13 protein-coding genes are annotated in these 18671 nt (G+C 58.5%); all 13 read left to right on the top strand.

Going from position 1 to position 18671, the window contains the following annotated elements:
- Window positions 1-921, top strand: a 921-nt coding sequence (locus VL547_RS01765; protein WP_325574528.1) for a FecR family protein, incomplete at its 5' end; no start/stop codon positions are given.
- Between the two features lie 188 nt (window positions 922-1109).
- Window positions 1110-4364: a TonB-dependent receptor gene (locus VL547_RS01760; RefSeq protein ID WP_325574526.1), complete on the top strand. Its 3255-nt coding sequence runs from the start codon at window positions 1110-1112 to the stop codon at window positions 4362-4364.
- Window positions 4365-4387: 23 nt separating this feature from the next.
- On the top strand, window positions 4388-5932 hold the full coding sequence (locus tag VL547_RS01755; protein WP_325574524.1) for a RagB/SusD family nutrient uptake outer membrane protein: 1545 nt from the start codon (window positions 4388-4390) through the stop codon (window positions 5930-5932).
- A 19-nt stretch (window positions 5933-5951) separates the two neighbouring features.
- A complete protein-coding gene (locus tag VL547_RS01750; protein ID WP_325574521.1) occupies window positions 5952-6845 on the top strand; it encodes a LamG domain-containing protein in 894 nt (297 codons plus the stop codon).
- 70 nt (window positions 6846-6915) lie between these two features.
- Complete coding sequence (locus VL547_RS01745) at window positions 6916-8556, top strand: glucoamylase family protein (RefSeq protein WP_325574519.1); 1641 nt, start codon at window positions 6916-6918, stop codon at window positions 8554-8556.
- 9 nt (window positions 8557-8565) lie between these two features.
- Window positions 8566-9951 carry a glucoamylase family protein gene (locus tag VL547_RS01740; RefSeq protein ID WP_325574518.1) on the top strand — a complete coding sequence of 462 codons (1386 nt, stop codon included), beginning with the start codon at window positions 8566-8568 and terminating at the stop codon, window positions 9949-9951.
- Between the two features lie 2 nt (window positions 9952-9953).
- Entirely contained in the window at window positions 9954-10157 is a 204-nt protein-coding gene (locus VL547_RS01735; protein WP_325574516.1) for a hypothetical protein, read from the top strand.
- A 6-nt stretch (window positions 10158-10163) separates the two neighbouring features.
- A complete protein-coding gene (locus VL547_RS01730; RefSeq protein ID WP_325574514.1) occupies window positions 10164-11876 on the top strand; it encodes a family 43 glycosylhydrolase in 1713 nt (570 codons plus the stop codon).
- A 15-nt stretch (window positions 11877-11891) separates the two neighbouring features.
- Window positions 11892-14198: a beta-glucosidase BglX gene (bglX, locus tag VL547_RS01725; RefSeq protein ID WP_325574512.1), complete on the top strand. Its 2307-nt coding sequence runs from the start codon at window positions 11892-11894 to the stop codon at window positions 14196-14198.
- Window positions 14195-15556 carry a glucoamylase family protein gene (locus VL547_RS01720; protein WP_325574510.1) on the top strand — a complete coding sequence of 454 codons (1362 nt, stop codon included), beginning with the start codon at window positions 14195-14197 and terminating at the stop codon, window positions 15554-15556. The genes bglX and VL547_RS01720 overlap by 4 nt, the downstream gene beginning before the upstream one ends.
- A 58-nt stretch (window positions 15557-15614) precedes the next feature.
- Window positions 15615-16286: a GDSL-type esterase/lipase family protein gene (locus VL547_RS01715; RefSeq protein WP_325574508.1), complete on the top strand. Its 672-nt coding sequence runs from the start codon at window positions 15615-15617 to the stop codon at window positions 16284-16286.
- Between the two features lie 4 nt (window positions 16287-16290).
- A complete protein-coding gene (locus VL547_RS01710; protein WP_325574506.1) occupies window positions 16291-17214 on the top strand; it encodes a metallophosphoesterase in 924 nt (307 codons plus the stop codon).
- Between the two features lie 59 nt (window positions 17215-17273).
- On the top strand, window positions 17274-18671 hold the full coding sequence (locus VL547_RS01705; protein ID WP_325574504.1) for a hypothetical protein: 1398 nt from the start codon (window positions 17274-17276) through the stop codon (window positions 18669-18671).

Raw genomic sequence — 18671 nt, 5'->3', positions numbered from 1 at the left:
GATAGTGAGATAGAGGAGGCGCTGGACCGGATTATGCACAGCGACGGCGCGACCGTGTCGGCGGCGGACCCCGTCTGGGAAGCATGGCAGCAACAAAAAAGAGGCACCCGCCGGAGACAGCGACGCTGGGCGTTGAGCCTTGCGATCGCGTCGCTCGCGGTGATCGCCGGCCTTTGGGCTACAAAAGAACCCCCCAAAAAAAGCCCCCCGGTTACGGCCGCCGCCCGGGAAAACCAGGTCCAGACCCATATGGGTACGCGGACGAACTTGCTGTTGCCGGACGGTACGGTGGTGTGGCTCAATGCGGGGTCGGTGCTCACCTACCCGGCCAGCTTTAGCGGGGAGAAAAGAGAGGTCACCCTGGAGGGCGAGGCTTTTTTTGACGTAGCGGCCAACGCCACGCATCCCTTTATCGTCCATACCAGCACCGCGAACATCCGGGTCCTGGGTACGTCCTTCGACGTAAAGGCGTACGAAAGGGATAAGACGATGGAGACGACCCTGATCAAGGGCTCGATCGAGGTAACCTACCGGAAATCCAGGATCGTCCTGAAGCCCAACCAGAAGCTGGTGGTGGCGAAAATGATAGACAGCGTGGCGGCGGAGGAAAGGCCGAAAGACACGGCCCCCGAAGTCCGCCTGCTGAAACCCACTATCGAAGTCCATACCGGCGCCATCATCGAGACCTCCTGGACCGACAACAAGCTCATATTCCAGGACGAGGACTTCAAGGCGCTCGCCGAGCAGATGGAGCGCTGGTATGGGGTGACCATAGACTTCGACAGGCGGGAGCTGGAGAACTTGCGGTTCACGGGGACCTTTCAAAAGGAAACGATCCGGCAGGCGCTGGAAGCCTTGCAATTGACTGCTTCATTCAAATATTCAATCACCGGAAACCAAATCACTATTTATGAGAGATGACTGATGTCTGATCCAAAACAAACGGGGAATGTTGGCGCACTCCCCGCGAGGTTACACATGAAACCAGGCGAAGCAATGAGAGTAGCACCCTGGGTTCGCTTTTTAATAACCCTAAGTTTAAAAGTATGAAAAAAATTCTAGCGATGGGGGGGTGGTGTCCCCATGCCGTAAAAAAAGCTCTTTTCATTATGAAACTAACTGTTCTGCTGGTATTGGCGACCACGATGCAGGTATCGGCGAAGGTCAACGGGCAGGCTACGATTTCACTTCACCTCGACAAGGTCGAGATTTCCCGGGCGCTCAACACGATCGAGCGTCAGGGGGTATACCATTTCCTCTATAACAGCCGGCTAAGCGGCATCCAGCAGAAGGTATCCATCGATGTCAGCAACCGGGACGTGCGCGACGTGCTCGCCCAGATGTTTACCGGGACAGACCTTACCTACAAAATCCTTGCAAACAACCTGATCGTCGTGCTTTCGTCCAAACTGGCGATCCAGGACATCAAGGTCACGGGGAAGGTGGTTGACTCCAGCGGAGAGGCATTGCCGGGTGTATCGGTCACGATCAAGGGTACTTCCCAGGGCACGGTGACGGACAACGCGGGGAGCTTTGCGCTGACGGCGCCGGAGAAGGCTACGCTGGTGTTTAGTTACATCGGGTACCAGACGCAGGAAGTCCCGGTGAACAGCCGTTCCGTCATCCAGATAACGCTCCAGAATTCCGGACGGGCCCTCGACCAGGTAGTGGTGATCGGGTATGGTACGCAAAAGAAACGCGACCTGACCGGCTCTATCGACGTCGTCAAGGGCGCCGAGGTGGCGGACAAGCCGTCGAGCAACCCGGTGGCCTCGCTCCAGGGGATGGTTGCGGGTCTGACGATTGTCAACTCCGGCCAGGCCGGGGCCGATCCCACCGTCCGGTTGCGGGGCGTCAACTCCACCAATAACGCGGACCCGTTGTATGTCGTGGACGGTATCCTCCAAACCAACATCGACTACGTCAATCCCGCGGACATCGAGACCATCGAGGTGCTGAAGGACCCGTCCTCGATATCCATCTACGGTCTGCAAGGCGGTAACGGCGTCATCATCATCACCACCAAGCGCGCCGCCAAGGGCGAGACCCGGATCAACTTCTCATCGATCACCGGTGTGCAAAAGGTCATCAACAAGATCAAGGTGACCGACGCCGCCGGGTTCCAAAAGCTCTACAACGAGGAGCTGACGAACACGGGCGCGCCGGCCTTCGACTATACCAACTACACGGCCAATACCAACTGGCAGAACATCCTGTTCCGCAGCGCGGCCGAGACCAACAATACCCTCAGCATCTCCAACAGCGGGGATAAGAGCACGACTTACCTGAGCCTCGGTTATCTCAACCAGCAAGGGGTAGAACGGGACGACCAGTACAAAAAATACGTAGGCCGTCTGAACGAAGAGATACGCGTAACCAAGGGGATTACCGTCGGCGGCGAAATCGCCGGGTACTTTTTTGCCCAGCATCCGCCCGTACCGGGCGGTGAAAACGGCGCCCTTTGGGCCGCCCCCATCGCCCCGGTGAAGGCAGGCCCCGGGCTGTACTATTCCATGCCGTCCTTCCAACGCGCGCAGGTGGGCAATCTACAGGCGGTCATCGACGAGGACAACGGGACGACCCTTAACCAGGGTTACCGTGGTACGGGGGATATTTTCGCGCAGATCAAGTTCCTGAAGTACTTCACCTGGAAGTCCACGTTCTACACGGACCTGTCCTTTAACGAAGGCCGCAGCTATACGGCGCTGCCGTATCATTATATAGACTTGGGCGAGGGCGGCATACCCACGGATACCAGCTATAACAACCTCGCCCACACCTCCGTGTCGCAGAACCAGGCGACCTACAAGACGTTTCAGCAGGACCACACGCTGACGTTCGAGAAGTCATTCGGAGACCATCACCTGACCGTACTGGCTGGTTTCAGCACGTTGTATCATTACTCCGAAACGCTGAGCGGCACCAGGACCGATACCTCCCTGAACATCCCCAACGACCCGAACCTCTGGTACCTAGGCATTGCCCAGGCATCCAACCCGGGTAACTTCACGGGGGGCGCGCAGGAAGACGCATCCGAGTCCATCATGGGCCGCGTGAACTATTCTTTTGCCAGTAAATACCTGTTGAACGCTACCTTTCGCCGGGACGGCTCTTCCAAGTTCGCCGGCTCGCACGCCTGGGGTAACTTCGGTAGCATAGGCGCCGGATGGGTGATGACCGATGAAGACTTTATGCGCAACGTCCGGGGCCTCGACTTCCTGAAGCTGAAGGTCTCCTACGGTACCGTCGGGAACGGCCTTTCCGCCCCCAACTACTTGCCCTATCCCGGTTTGAGCACCAGCGGTGTCGGGGTATTCGGGAACAACCTGTACCCCTCGGTTTCCGCCAACTACCTGCCCGACCCGAAACTGCATTGGGAGGTCGTCAAGGGCGCGGACGCGGGTTTCGAGCTGGAGGCGATGAAGAGGAAGCTCAGCGTGAACGTCGACTTTTATGACCGGAAGACCAACGGTATCCTCACACAGGTAACGCTGCCGGGTACGACGGGCAACCTGCCTTATTTCACCAACCTTGGCACTATCGACAATAAGGGGGTTGAAATATCGGCTACCTGGAGCGACCGCATCGGCCGCGACTTCCGGTACTCGATCGGCGGCAACTTCAGCTACGACAAGAACGAAATGACGTCGATCCCGCCGGAGTTCAACTTCAACATCACCAACGGCATCAACCTGACCCAATCGGGACAGTCGATCGCCTTTTTCTATGGATACAAACAGACGGGCATCTACCAGACAACGGCCGAGCTGGACAAAACCCCGCACATCGCTTCAGCGCAGCCGGGTGACATCGTCTACGCCGACGTGAACCACGACGGCAAGATCGACCAGAACGACCGCACCTATCTGGGTACCCCCTTCCCGAAATTCAACTTCGGCGGCAATATCCTGGTGGGGTACAAGAGCTTCGACCTGAGCATCGGGCTCCAGGGCGTAGCCGGTAATAAGATATATGCCCAGCGCCGGACCGCCACCTTTGCCATCCTTAACTACGAAACCAACCGGCTGGCGGCCTGGACGGGTCCCGGCACGACCAACATCGAGCCCATCATGGACAACACGCGTTCCAACAACTTCCTGTTCTCGAGCTACTGGCTCGAACCCGGGGACTACCTCCGTATCCGGAACCTGACCATCGGGTACACCTTCGATGTGCACCGGATGAACATGGGTCCCGTGAAGGGGCTGCGGTTATACCTCTCCGGACAGAACATCGCCACGTTTACCAAGGCGACGGGTTATAGTCCCGAAGTACCCATCAGCACACCCACGACTGCCGGTATCGACGACGGTGTATACCCGGTTCCGGCTGTGTATTCGTTCGGCCTGAACGCGACCTTTTAATTGACCTCTTAAAACGTGATCTTATGAGCCATCGTTTAAACATATTCGCATCGGTCGTAGGGGTTAGCCTGGTGGCAGGAGCCGCTACCGTTAGCCTGACCGGGTGCAGCAAGAACTTCCTCAACCGCCAGCCGCTGGGACAGTATACGAACCAAAATTACCCATACCCCTCCGGAGGCGGCCCTTACGACCAATATGTCTTTGCCGCCTACGCCAGCCTGCGGAACGACGGGAACGGAAACGTCGCGGTATCCGACTTCAACTACCTCGGCGCGACTTCCATCCGGGCGGATGACGACGACAAGGGCAGCACGGCCACCGACTCTCCCGATCAGATCGCCATGGACGGTTTCCCGGTCACGCCCACCAACGGCCTGATCAACGACCTCTGGAACGGTTACTACGCCTCGATATCCAAGTGTAACACGGTATTGCAGGTAGTAGGCCAGGACAGCTCGGGTACGGCCCAGTCGGTGAAAACGCTGGCACAGGCCGAGGCGCGCTTCATCCGCGCCTACGACTACTTCATGCTGGTCCGTTTGTGGGGGAGCGTACCGCTGATCGATACGCTTTCCTCGAACATATCCCAGTCGAACGTCGCCCAATCCACCTCCACCCAGATCTACGCCTTCATCGAAAGCGACCTCCAGTTCGCCGCCGCGAACCTCCCGGCCAGCTGGCCCTCGAAATACATCGGTCGCGTCACTACGGGTTCCGCCAATGGGATGCTCTCCAAGGTATACCTCTACGAACAAAAGTGGCAGCTGGCCATGACGACGGCCCAGCTCGTCATCAACTCGGGCGTTTATAACCTGAACACACCGTATAACGTCATCTTTACAGAAGCCGGGGAAAATTCCAGCGAAGCCGTTTTTGAGATCCAAGCCTATGCAGACGCGTCGAATCCGGAAAACCTGGCCTATGGCTGCGGTTATGCGAACCGCCAGGGGGTACGCGGCGCCGGTGTCTTCAACCTCGGTTGGGGATTCAACGTACCCGCCCCCGGTCTGGTAACCGCTTATGAGACGGGCGACCCGCGCGCGGACGCCACCCTGCTGTATTGCCCGAGCACCGCGCCGACGCAATATGGCGAGGTCTTCCCCGTTGAGCCCAACCCGATCTACAACATGAAGGAGTACACCAACCCGCAGATACGCGCGGAAGTGGGCGATATGTTTGGCTGGTGGATGGACATCCGCGTACAGCGGTATGCCGATGTGGTGCTGATAGATGCGGAGGCGGCCAACGAGCTGGGGCAGACGACCGAAGCCCTGGCCAAGCTGGAGATGGTCCGCGCCCGTGCCAGGGCCGGTAACAGCGCGATCCTGCCGATGGTGACCACGACCGACCAGACACAGCTCCGCCTGGCGATACAACACGAACGTCGGATCGAGTTCGCTATGGAGGCCGAACGCTTCTTCGACTGTGTCCGTTGGGGGATCAACCAGGCCGCGGAATCGGCCGCGGGCAAGTCGGCCTATCTCGACGCACGGGACAAGCTGTTGCCCATACCGCAGACACAGCTCGACCTCTCCAAAGGCGTGCTCAAACAAAACCCGTTATACTAAACTCTAAACTCTTTTTTATATGAGAATGCTTTGTATGCGGCTGTTGTTCGGAGGGATGATCCTGGGCGCCGCCGCTTGCTCGAAATATAATCCCAATCACCTGGCGTCAGTATCCACCAGCCAGTTTGGTTCCAAGATCGAGGGGTTCGACAGCTCCGACCAGGTCGCCGCGTCCAACCTCGTCGCCTATTGGAGTTTTGACGGGACGGAAAAGGAGTCGATCTCGGGGATCGGACCCGCCGCCAATGTCAACGACTCGTACGTCACCAAAGGGGTGCGTGGACAGGGCCTGGAGTTGAACAACGGGTACTTGTATTATACCCAGCAGATCCCCAACCTCGGTACCAACCTGCACAGCTTTACGGTGATCGCCTGGGTACAGGTGCTCAACAACGGGTCGACGCCTACTTCCATATGGCAGCTGTCCCGTCCCGGTAACCTGTACGGCAACATCAACTTCCTGTGCGAGACCGGTCAGAATCCGGCGTCGGACCTCAACGACTTTATCGTCCACCCCGACTATTTCGATGGCGGCGGCACGCAGGATAACCTGAATGCCAATTGGGCGCCGGATGGCGCCGGTACCTATTATTCGCCAACCATTGGCCCCAATATCTGGACGCAGATCGGCGTGACCTTCGACTCCGCCACCGTGATCCTCCAGGTCTGGGCCGACGGCAAACGGATCGGAACGACCAGTTACCAGCAACGGGGCACGGCATTGTACAAGCCCACGGTACCGGATGAAGTGATCATTGGTGGTTGGTACAACGACATCCCCGGCAAGACGGTCACCACGGATACCTGGACGGTACCCATGGTCGGCGGCGTCGACGAGATCAGGGTATACAATGCCGCCCTGGGTGCAGCGGACATCAAAGCGCTGTACGAACTGGGGCAGGCGGGTAAATAAATCTTTTTGTTCTGCTTACGGGAAGTCCGGAATCGCTGCAGTTGATTTCGGCTTCCCTCTTTTTTACACCATGCGCAAGATCATCATAGCAATAGCGATTGTGACCCTGGGTTGCAGCAAGCACGGCGGCGGCCCGGCGCCGGCGTTCAGCGTGAGCTTTACCGTCGATGGCCTGAACAACGGCACGACGACGTATCAGGTGTCGCCAAAGACCCCGGTGGTCCGGTTTTCGTTTTCCGCGCCGTTGCCGGCGGGCGTATCCTCGAGCTCGTTCTCCTTTTTTGGACCGGGGAATACAGCGGTGCCGTTCACCATTGCCGTGGGCGCCGGGGACAGCGTCGTGACGGTTCAGCCGGCCAGCGCGCTGGACGCCTTTGGCAAATACACGCTTGCCATATCGGTTGGCCTGACATCGGCGCAAGGCGGGACGCTCACGAACCCGGTAACGATAACGCTGAACACGACCCTCGACAGCACCGACAAATTCCCGCGCATCAGCGACTCGGCCCTGCTGACACTGGTCGAGCAGCAAACGTTCAAATATTTCTGGGACTTCGGGCACCCCGACTGCGGGATGGCGCGGGAGCGCAACACGTCCGGGGACGTGGTGACCGTCGGCGGCAGCGGCTTTGGGGTCATGTCCATTATCGTGGGCGTATACCGGAACTTTATCAGCCGGGCGGATGGCCTGGCGCGGGTACAGCGGATCGTGACCTTTCTGACAGACAGCGCGCAACGGTACCACGGCGCCTTTCCCCACTGGATTAATGGGGCGACGGGCGCCACGGTTCCCTTTAGCACCCAGGACGATGGGGCGGACCTGGTGGAGACGGCGTATATGATGGAGGGGCTGCTGACGGCCCGGCAATTCTTTAACAGCACGGCCGACACGAACGAGACGCACCTTCGTGCGGGGATCAATGCGCTGTGGGCGGGGGTGGATTGGAGCTGGTTCCGGCAGAACGGCCAGAATACCCTGTATTGGCACTGGTCGCCGGACTACGCCTGGTCCACCAACCAGCAGGTCAACGGTTGGGACGAGGCGCTGATCACCTATGTCGTGGCGGCGTCGGCGCCGGCCGGGGCTATCCCGAAAGCGGTCTATGACAATGGCTGGGCGGGGAACGGGTCGATCCGGAACGGTTCCGCATTCGAAGGCGTCACGCTGCCGCTGGGGCCGGACTATGGAGGCCCTATGTTCTTCGCGCACTATTCCTTTCTCGGGCTCGATCCGCACCGGATCTCCGATGCGTACGCCAATTACTGGGTGCAGGATACGGCGCACGCCACGATCAATTATCAATACTGCGTGGCCAACCCGAAACACTACAACGGCTATAGCGCTAGTTGCTGGGGTCTGACGGCCAGCGACGACAACGTGAGCGGATACGCCGCGCACAGCCCCACGAACGACCTGGGGATCATCAGCCCGACGGCGGCGATCGCGTCGCTGCCGTATAAGCCGGCCGCGTCCATGAACGCACTCCGTTTTTTCTACTATACATTGGGGGATAAGCTATGGGGCCAGTATGGCTTCATCGACGCCTTCAACCTGACGAACCCGTGGTTTGCGTCTTCCTACCTGGCCATCGACCAGGGACCGGAGATCGTGATGATCGAGAACTACCGCAGCGGGCTCCTCTGGAACCTGTTTATGAGTTGTCCTGAAATAAATACCGGGCTTCAGAACCTGGGTTTCCAGGTCCATTAAAGAGACAGCATGCATCGAATCAAATTTCTCATACTGGCGGCGTTGCCGCTGGCGTTGCGAGCCCAGAACGACATAAAGCCGGTGGGCGTCATCCAGGGTCTATCGGATTCCGCCCTCCTGGATGTAGTCCAGCGGCAGACGTTCCGTTACTTCTGGGACTTCGGCCACCCGGTCAGCGGGCTGGCGCGGGAACGCGACAATACGATCCGGGCGGATTATTTCTGGGACTATGCGAACGAGGCTTACGGCGAACCTAACTTCAGCAAGGGGACGTATGGTCCCGAGACGTGCGCCATCGGTGGGTCGGGCTTTGGCGTGCTGGCGACGATCGTCGCCGTCCACCGCGGCTGGATCGGGCACGATACCGCGCTGCGTCGGTTGGTGAAGATGGTGGACTTCCTCAACAAGGCCGATAGCTATCATGGAATTTTCCCGCACTTTATGAACGGGGAAACGGGCCGGACGATCCCCTTCGGGAAACTGGACGATGGAGCGGATATCGTGGAGACAAGCTATATGATGATGGGGCTGTTGTGCGCCCGGGCCTATTTCAACGGGGACAACCCGCTGGAGCGATACTTCCGAAACCGCGTCACCCAGTTGTGGGACGCCGCGGACTGGGACTGGCACGCCAAGGGCGGGAACACGTTGTTTTACTGGCACTGGAGTCCCAAAAACGACTGGGACATGAACTTCCCCATCCGCGGCTGGAACGAATGCCTGATCACGTTTATCGTTTCGGCCTCCTCCAAAACCCACGCGATCCCCGCGGACGTGTATTACAACAGCTTTGTGAACAGCGCCTCCTATTTCAACGGGAAAACGTACTACGGTTATAAGCTGCCGTTGGGTTTCGAGTACGGCGGACCGTTGTTTTTCGCGCACTATACGTTCATGGGGATAGACCCGCGCGGGTTGAAGGGCTACCAGGTGGATTATTGGGAGCAAAACCGCAACCATACCCTGATCAACCGCGCGTATTGTATCGAAAACCCCAAAAAGTACAAGGGATATGGTCCGGATTGCTGGGGTCTTACCGCCGGAGACAGCTACAAGGGTTACGTGGCGCACTGTCCCCAGGAAGACCTCGGGGTGATCCAACCCACGGCGGCACTCTCTTCCTTTCCCTATACGCCTGAGTTCAGCATGCAGGCGCTCAAGCACTTTTATTATGACTTGGGTTCAAGGATATGGGGACCGTACGGGTTTGCGGACGGCTTTTCGGAGACCAGGGACTGGTACGCCGGTTCACACCTGGCGATCGACGAGGGCCCCATCGTCGTGATGATCGAGAACTACCGGAGCGGTCTTGTATGGAATCTGTTCATGCAGATACCCGAGGTACAGGAAGGGTTGAAGCGGTTGGGTTTCGAAAGTCCGTGGCTAAAAAAATAAATATGCTCACGCCAACACAAGTATCGGATTATAGCCGGGACGGTTTCCTGATCGTCCGTGGCTTCCTTCACCCCTATAACGAACCGCACTCGTCCTCCACGACGCCGTTGCAAACGGTTCCCGATGAGGCCCTGATGGCCTGGACCGGCGGCGGTTTGGCGGCGACGGATTTTTTGGACAAAAACAAAGACGAAGCCTTAAAATAGACCTGCATGCGTTACACCTGGTTATTTTGTCTGTTGTTGTGGTGCCTCACCGGTCGGGCGCAGCAGCAGAGCTTTTGCAACCCCGTCAACCTCGACTACGGCTATCTGACGATCCCCGACTTCAGCACCTGGGGCAAGCACCGCGCAACGGCAGACCCGGCCATGGTCGTATACAAAGGGGATTTTTATCTTTTCTCCACCAACCAGGCGGGTTACTGGTGGAGTAGCGACATGCTGAACTGGCATTTCAACCCCCGGAAATTCCTGAGGCCCTGGAACACCGGCTATGACGAGCTTTGCGCGCCCGCAGTGGGGGTCGTGGGGGATACGATGATCGTCTTTGGCTCCACGTATACCAGGAACTTCACGATCTGGATGAGCACCGACCCCAAGGCCAATATTTGGAAGCCGCTGGTGGACTCCTTTGCCATCGGTGGGTGGGACCCGGATTTTTTTACGGATACCGACGGCCGGCTGTATATGTATAACGGGAGCAGCAACCGCTACCCGATCTATGGGGTGGAGCTCTCGCGGAAAACCTTCGAGCCCATCGGCGGCCGGACCGAAATGTACTTTCTCGAACCCTGGCGTTACGGCTGGCAACGGTTTGGCGAAAACATGGATAATACCTTCCTGGATCCCTTTATCGAGGGCGCCTGGATGACCAGGCACGACGGCAAATACTATCTGCAGTATGCCGCGCCGGGCACCGAGTTCTCCGGCTACGCGGATGGCGTCGTCGTGGGGGACGGCCCGTTGGGTCCATTCACGCCCCAGTCGGACCCGTTGTCCTATAAGCCAGGGGGCTTCGCTCGTGGCGCGGGTCACGGCAGCACCTACCAGGACCCGTCGGGTAACTGGTGGCATATTTCCACGATCGCGATCTCGGTCAAGAACAACTTCGAGCGCCGGCTGGGTATCTGGCCGGCGGGTTTTGACAAGGACGGGGTGATGTTTTGCAATACAGCCTTTGGCGACTACCCGTTGTCCATAAAGGATGGACGCTTTATGGGCTGGATGTTGCTGAACTACAACAAACCCGTACAGGTGTCTTCCACGCTGGGGGGCTATCACGCAAACAACGCCGTCGACGAGAATATAAAAACCTATTGGAGCGCGGCCACCGGCAACAAGGGGGAATGGATACAAACCGACCTGGGCGCAGTGGCTACCGTTCGCGCGATCCAGATCGACTATGCCGACCAGGACGCCGGCATCGTAGGGCACCAGCCGGGTCTTTATCACGAGTACATGCTCTACGCGTCCGAAGACGGCGCACACTGGAAGGTGCTTGTCGACAAGGGCCGCAACGACAGGGACGTGCCGCACGACTACGTGGAGCTGTCCGCGCCCGTCCGCGCCCGTTTTGTCAAGATGGTGAACCTCCATGTGGCCACGGGTAAATTCGCGCTCAGCGGGCTCCGGGTTTTCGGGAACGGCGACGGTCCCGCGCCGGACAGCGTAAAGGACCTGATCGTCCTGAGGACGGAAAAGGACAAGCGCAGCGCCTGGATCAAATGGCGGCCCGTAGACGATGCTTTCGCATACAACATATATACCGGTCTTGCCCCGGATAAGCTGTATAATTGCATCATGGTATACGATGCCAATGAATATTGGTATAAAGCTATGGATAAGGAGAAGCCCTACTATTTTGCCATAGAGGCGATCAACGAGGACGGCGTCTCCGTCAGGACAAAACCCATACGAGTCGATTAAATAAACTACTACTGCATGAAGACATTCCTTTTGCTGGCACTCACGTGCGCTTGTGTGTTGACCGCGGCCGGGCCCGCCGCCGCGCAAGACGCCAGACCCGCGGCTCCGCAGGACGCCAAAATGAAAGCGTTCATCGACAACCTGATGAGTAGGATGACCCTCACTGAAAAGCTCGGCCAGCTGAACCTCCCAGGCGCAGGCGACATCACGACAGGCCAGGCGTCCAATTCGGACATCGCCGGAAAGATCCGGAAGGGAGAGGTCGGCGGTCTGTTCAATATCAAGTCTGTTGATAAGATACGGGCCGTGCAGCAGGTGGCGGTCGAACAAAGCCGGTTGAAGATACCGCTGATATTCGGCATGGACGTGATCCACGGATACGAAACCGAGTTCCCCATTCCGCTGGCAATGTCCTGCTCGTGGGATACGGCGCTGATCCGGCAAAGCGCCCGGATCGCAGCTATCGAATGCAGCGCCGACGGTATCGACTGGACCTTCAGTCCGATGGTCGACATCGCCCGGGACCCGCGCTGGGGCCGTATCGCGGAGGGCTCCGGCGAAGACCCCTTCCTGGGGTCGGCGATCGCCCGGGCTATGGTTAAGGGCTACCAGGGAGACCTCAAGGCAGACAATGAAATCCTCGCTTGCGTCAAGCACTTCGCCCTGTACGGGGCGGCGGAGGCCGGGCGGGACTACAATACCACCGACATGAGCCTGGTGCGGATGTTCAACGAATACATGTCCCCCTACAAGGCGGCCGTGGATGCGGGCGCGGGGAGCGTGATGTCTTCTTTTAACGACGTCAATGGCGTGCCGGCCACCGCGAACCGGTTCCTGATGACCGACGTGCTCAGGCGCCGCTGGGGCTTCAAAGGATTTGTCGTGACAGACTACACCGCCGTCAACGAGCTGATCGCCCACGGGCTGGGCGACCTGGCACAGGTGTCGGCAAGGTCCTTGATGGCAGGGATCGATATGGATATGGTCGGAGAAGGATTTTTGACGACGCTCCCGGCATCGCTGAAGAACGGCCGCGCCACGATCGCACAAGTCGACCTGGCCTGCCGCCGGATACTCGAAGCCAAATACCGGCTCGGCCTTTTTACCGATCCCTTTAAGTTCTGCCACCCCGACCGGGTTAAGACGGATGTGTTCACCCCGGAGCACCTTGCGGCCGAGCGGAACATCGCCGCACACAGTTTTGTGCTGCTGCGGAATGAGGGTGGTTTATTGCCGCTCAAAAAGGGCGGCTCGATCGCGCTGATCGGACCGTTGGGTGACAGCCGGGAGAACATGGTGGGCACCTGGGCGGTGGCGACCGATCCTTCGAAGGCGGTCTCCCTGGCCGACGGGCTCCGCGCGGCCCTGGGCGGCAATGGCTCCGTGACATGCGCCAGGGGCGCCAACGTCGTGGGGGATTCGCTCTACAATACGCGAATCAGCGTGTTTGGTAAAAACAATGGCTGGGACAGCCGGTCCGAGGAGGCCATGATCGCTGAGGCCGTGGCGCTGGCGTCGAAGTCCGACGTAGTGGTGGCCGCCCTGGGCGAATCCGCGGAGATGACGGGTGAATGCGCCAGCCGTTCGGACATCGGCCTCCCCGAGAACCAAGAACGCCTGCTCAGGGCCCTGCTTCAAACGGGCAAGCCGGTGATCCTGGTGTTGTTCAACGGACGCCCCCTGGCGATTCCCTGGGAGAGCCAGGCGGTCCCCGCGATACTGGACGTCTGGTTCGGGGGCACGGAGGCCGGGAATGCCATTGCGGACGTGCTCTTTGGCGACGTCGATCCGTCGGGAAAGCTGACCACCACCTGGCCGCAGAACGTAGGTCAGGTGCCGCTGTACTACAGCCATATGAATACCGGTCGTCCCCTGCCCAAAGGGGGCTGGTTCCAGAAGTTCCGCTCTAACTACCTGGACGTCTCCAACGACCCGGTGTATCCCTTTGGGTACGGGTTGAGCTATACGACCTTCCAATATAGCGCGCCCACATTGTCGACGACGCACGCCAAGGGCAACCAGGCCGTGACCGTCAGCGTCACCGTGACCAACACGGGGACAAAGGCCGGGGAAGAAGTAGTACAGCTCTATACCCATCAGCTGGTGGGGAGCATCACGCGCCCGGTAAAGGAGCTGAGGGGATTCCAGAAGATCGGCCTCCAGCCGGGCGAGTCCCGCACGGTGACCTTTCGGCTTACCCCGGAGGACGTGAAGTTCTACAACGAAGAGCTGAAGTACGACTGGGAAGCGGGCGACTTCGATATCATGACGGGCGGTAATTCCCGCGATGTTCAAACGGTTCGTTTAAATTGGGTGAAATGAGGATTCTTTTTGTTTGTTGTCTGTTGCCTTTGCTTGTCCCGGCGCAGCGGCACGGCGTCCCCGGTGGGCGGCCCGTTGTCCCGACCACGTCCGCGGACATCTATCACGCGCCGGTGACGCACGGCCTTTCGGACTCCGCTTTGCTCGACCTCGTCGAGCGGCAGACCTTCCGTTATTTCTGGGACTTCGGCCACCCGGTAAGCGGGCTGGCCCGCGAGCGTAGCAACAATACGTTCGATTACGGTGACGAGGTCGTCACCACGGGCGGCTCCGGCTTCGGGATCATGGCCATCATCGCCGCCGCCGACAGGGGCTGGGTCCCCCGGGATTCGGCCGCCGCGCGTATCGACAAGATCGTGCATTTCCTCTGGAAGGCCGATAGCTATCACGGCATCTTCCCCCATTGGATGAACGGCGCGACCGGCAAGACCATCCCCTTTAGCCGTAAGGACGACGGGGCCGACCTGGTCGAGACCGCGTATATGTTCCAGGGGCTTCTTTGCGCCCGCCAGTATTTCGACCGGGATGACCGGGTAGAGCGCAGCATCCGCGATCACATCAGCTGGATGTGGGACCAGGCCGAATGGAACTGGCACACCCGCGGCGGCCTCGACCTCCTCTACTGGCACTGGAGCCCCAACAACGGCTGGGCGATGAACTTCGAGCTGCGTGGCTACAACGAGTGCCTGATCGCCTATGTCCTGTCGGCCAGCTCACCGACGTATGCCATCGACCCCAATGTGTATCATCGCTGCTGGGCGCAAAGCGATCACTTCCTGAACGGCAAAGAATACTACGGGTTCAAGCTGCCGCTGGGCTTCGACTATGGCGGGCCGTTGTTCTTTACGCAGTATTCCTTTCTGGGCCTCGATCCCCATGGGCTGGAAGACCGTTATGCCAACTACTGGACGCAGAACTACGACCACTCGATGATCAACTATACGTATTGTGTAAAAAACCCCGGCGGTTTCAAGGGTTACGGGCCCGACTGCTGGGGCCTGACCGCCGGTGATACGTTTGACGGCTACGACGCCTATTCGCCGACCAACGATGCCGGGACCATTACGCCCACCGCCGCCCTGGCTTCTTTCCCGTACACGCCTAAACAGTCCATGGCGGCCTTGCGGCACTTTTATGACGACCTGGGTGATAAGATATGGGGACAGTATGGCTTTGTGGACGCGTTCAACCTGACGCGCGATTGGTACGCGCACTCCTATCTGGCGATCGACGAGGGGCCCATCGTGGTGATGATCGAAAACTACCGGAGCGGGTTGTTCTGGAGGTTATTTATGAGCTGTCCGGAGGTCCATCGCGGTCTCGAGCGGCTTGGTTTCCGTAGCGTCGCCGCGCATTAAACGCAATTAATTTTCCCGCAGCGGTACATTTACTACCTTCACGGCAAACACCGATCGCATGGTCAGACGCATTTTCCTGTCGTTATTAGCTGGCGCTTTTGCATCCGGCATATTCGCTACCCACACCCTCGCGCAGGACAAGCCCGCTTTCAACGACGATATCCAGGCCTTCAAGAAGCAGGACGCCGCTAACCCGCCCCCTCAGGGCGCGATCCTATTTATCGGGAGCTCTTCCTTTACGAAGTGGACGGACGTACAGAACTACTTTCCCGGTTACACCATCATCAACCGTGGTTTCGGCGGCTCCACCCTGCCCGACGTCACCCGGTACGTGGACGACATCGTGACGCCATACCATCCCAAGGAAATCGTAATTTATTGCGGAGAAAACGACATCGCCGCCGGGCTCGACTCCAAGGTCGTCGCCGACCGCTTCAAGGATCTGTTCACCGCCATCCGCACCCGCCTGCCCGAGGTTCCCATCGGGTTCGTCTCCATGAAGCCCAGCCCCAGCCGCATACAGTTCCGCCACCTGCTGGTGCAGGGCAACCAGATCATCAAGAACTTCCTCTGGACGCAAAAGAATACGTTCTACGTAAACGTCTACGACCTCATGCTGGACCCTTCGGGGAACGACCGGCCCGAGCTCTTCGTCAGCGATATGCTGCATATGAATGCCGCGGGCTATAAGATATGGGCGACAGCGATTACGCCGTATCTCCTCAAATAGGCTTATGCAAAGAAGAACACTCCTGAAGAGCCTCGGCGGCCTGTTCCTGGCTCCGGCGGCGGCGCCGTTGCTCAGCGCGACGGGCGCGTCGGCCGCGTCCCGGCCCTCGGGCGCGCAGCCGGTATTGCGCGTGGCGCATATTACGGACGTCCATATGAAAGACATGCTGGACGCGCCCAAACATTTTACGACTTGTCTGCACAACCTGCAACGGCTCGACCGGCCGGTCGACCTGGTCCTGAATGGAGGGGATATCGTTTTCGACATGAACAAGGAGAACCTGTCGACGATCGATGCGCAATGGAAATTGATGAAGGGGATCGTGCAATCGGAGTGCAGCCTGCCGATACACTACGCCCTCGGCAACCACGACATCTGGTGGAACGAAGACGACAAGGGTCAGGCCATTTACGGTAAGAAATATTCGATGGACCAGCTGGGGCTGACGCGTTCCTGGTACAGCTTCGAAAAGGCGGGTTGGAAATTCATCGTTCTGGATAGCTGCCACCTGGATATCGACGGTACCTGGTACATCGGAAAGCTCGGGGACGAACAGTTCCAGTGGCTCTCGGACGAGGTTGCCGGGGCGACCGGCCCGGTGCTGGTCATGACGCATATCCCCATCCTGACGGCGACCAACCTGATCGACGAGCACGTCGTAAACCGGTGGGAGATGACGGGTGGCGACATGCATACCGACACGGCAAAGATCATTTCACTCTTTTATAAGCATCCCAACGTACGGCTGTGCCTGAGCGGGCACATCCATCTCCGGGAGAAGCTGGTCTACGATAACATCACGTTTATCTGCAACGGAGCCGTGAGCGGCGCCTGGTGGAAGGGGAACAACCGCGAGACCGCCCCGGGATACGGACTGATCGACCTGTATGCGGATGGGTCGTTCGACGAACGGTATATTAATTACTAGACGGGTATTGCAATTGTGGCGGATTCCTATTAAATTATAGGAACCTAAACACTATTTGCATGAAACACCAAACGTTGCTTGTATGCGCGCTCCTGTTATGGGGCGGCGCGGTATGGACCTCATGCCGCAAAGAGGCCGCAAGTCTCACCCCGGCGCCTGCTTCCGACAACACAAAAACCGGTTACATCCGCACCCCGGAAGGGCTCCTGCCCGCCGCCAATGTACACGAGATTCCACCGGGTTATCACCTGGCTATCCACGAGGGGCACATCTTCAAAGTTCACGACCAGAGCGGACAGCGGGTCGAGGATTTCGGGGAATTCCACGGGGACACCACCCTCGTGCATACGTTGCATGCCCGTGCGCGCCAATTCTCCGCGCTTTTGCACGCATCGGGTGAGACCGGCGCGTCAGCAAACGATTTGGCGCCATCGTACAGCTGGGTGACGTGGGCCTACGGACAAAATACCAATGGGATGGTGAATTCTTTCAGCACCACCTGGACAGTTCCCAACCCTCCCACGACGACGGCGGATAACCAGCTGATCTATATCTGGAATGGTATGGAGCCCGGCTATATGCAGGGATCGGTCATGCAACCGGTCTTGCAATGGGGTTCGAACATGGATGCGCAGGGCAACAATAACGGTTTTGGAGGCCCCTTTTGGTCGATTTCAAACTGGTATGTGTGGGGCAACAGTGGCGCCTATACCACCCCGGTCACGCACATCGCCCCTGGAACGAGCCTGCAGGGTGTCATGACCGGCCAGGTAACCAACGGCGTCTATAGCTATAACTGTTCCTTTACCGGCCAGCCAAACCCGATGATTGTCGCACAGGGTGAGGTTTATCCCAGCCTGGGCGTTGGCCAGACGACTATCGCCCTTCCACAGATACCGGAATTGAACTGGGTGTATGAAGTATTGGAGGATGCCACACCCGTGACGCAAGCGTCTGACTATCCACCCGACAACTATGTCGCGATGAAGGATATCAACATGACGGTTCTGGGACAATCCTATGCCAATGCGTCCTGGACCACGGCCTCGAACAGTCCGACATTGGGGGAACACACCGTGGTGGCTAATGGCAATACCAACGGTTATGGTGAAGTCGATTTATGGTTTCATCCAACGCCGCCACCCCCGGTTGCGATCAATGGGCAGGGGAGTTATAATTGGTCGTCCAGCGGATCGGGGAGCGGCACCATTACCGCGCCGGCGGGTCAGACGGTATATGTCACCATATCCGGTTACGGTCCCAGCACCGGGGAGCACCTGACGGAATTCTATATGAGCGGCGCCACGCTGGTGGGATCGCCCATGGGCAATATGATATACGAAGACAACGGCTCGATCACCTGCCATTTTGTAATGCCGGCATCCGGATCGGTCACCTGGTCGGGATCCTTTACGGAGTACGACAATGAAGGAAACGGCGATATTGCGGTCAACTAG

It is taken from the genome of Dinghuibacter sp. (assembly GCF_035492835.1).
In the GTDB taxonomy this organism is placed as follows: Bacteria; Bacteroidota; Bacteroidia; order Chitinophagales; family Chitinophagaceae; genus Dinghuibacter.
This window is presented reverse-complemented; position numbering and strand designations above follow the sequence as displayed.

Excerpts from the sequence above, each read along its gene's own strand:
- VL547_RS01760 (WP_325574526.1), top strand. The coding sequence starts at position 1,110 with ATGAAACTAACTGTTCTGCTGGTATTGGCGACCACGATGCAGGTATCG.
- VL547_RS01755 (WP_325574524.1), top strand. The coding sequence starts at position 4,388 with ATGAGCCATCGTTTAAACATATTCGCATCGGTCGTAGGGGTTAGCCTG.
- VL547_RS01750 (WP_325574521.1), top strand. The coding sequence starts at position 5,952 with ATGAGAATGCTTTGTATGCGGCTGTTGTTCGGAGGGATGATCCTGGGC.
- VL547_RS01745 (WP_325574519.1), top strand. The coding sequence starts at position 6,916 with ATGCGCAAGATCATCATAGCAATAGCGATTGTGACCCTGGGTTGCAGC.
- VL547_RS01740 (WP_325574518.1), top strand. The coding sequence starts at position 8,566 with ATGCATCGAATCAAATTTCTCATACTGGCGGCGTTGCCGCTGGCGTTG.
- VL547_RS01735 (WP_325574516.1), top strand. The coding sequence starts at position 9,954 with ATGCTCACGCCAACACAAGTATCGGATTATAGCCGGGACGGTTTCCTG.
- VL547_RS01730 (WP_325574514.1), top strand. The coding sequence starts at position 10,164 with ATGCGTTACACCTGGTTATTTTGTCTGTTGTTGTGGTGCCTCACCGGT.
- bglX (WP_325574512.1), top strand. The coding sequence starts at position 11,892 with ATGAAGACATTCCTTTTGCTGGCACTCACGTGCGCTTGTGTGTTGACC.
- VL547_RS01720 (WP_325574510.1), top strand. The coding sequence starts at position 14,195 with ATGAGGATTCTTTTTGTTTGTTGTCTGTTGCCTTTGCTTGTCCCGGCG.
- VL547_RS01715 (WP_325574508.1), top strand. The coding sequence starts at position 15,615 with ATGGTCAGACGCATTTTCCTGTCGTTATTAGCTGGCGCTTTTGCATCC.
- VL547_RS01710 (WP_325574506.1), top strand. The coding sequence starts at position 16,291 with ATGCAAAGAAGAACACTCCTGAAGAGCCTCGGCGGCCTGTTCCTGGCT.
- VL547_RS01705 (WP_325574504.1), top strand. The coding sequence starts at position 17,274 with ATGAAACACCAAACGTTGCTTGTATGCGCGCTCCTGTTATGGGGCGGC.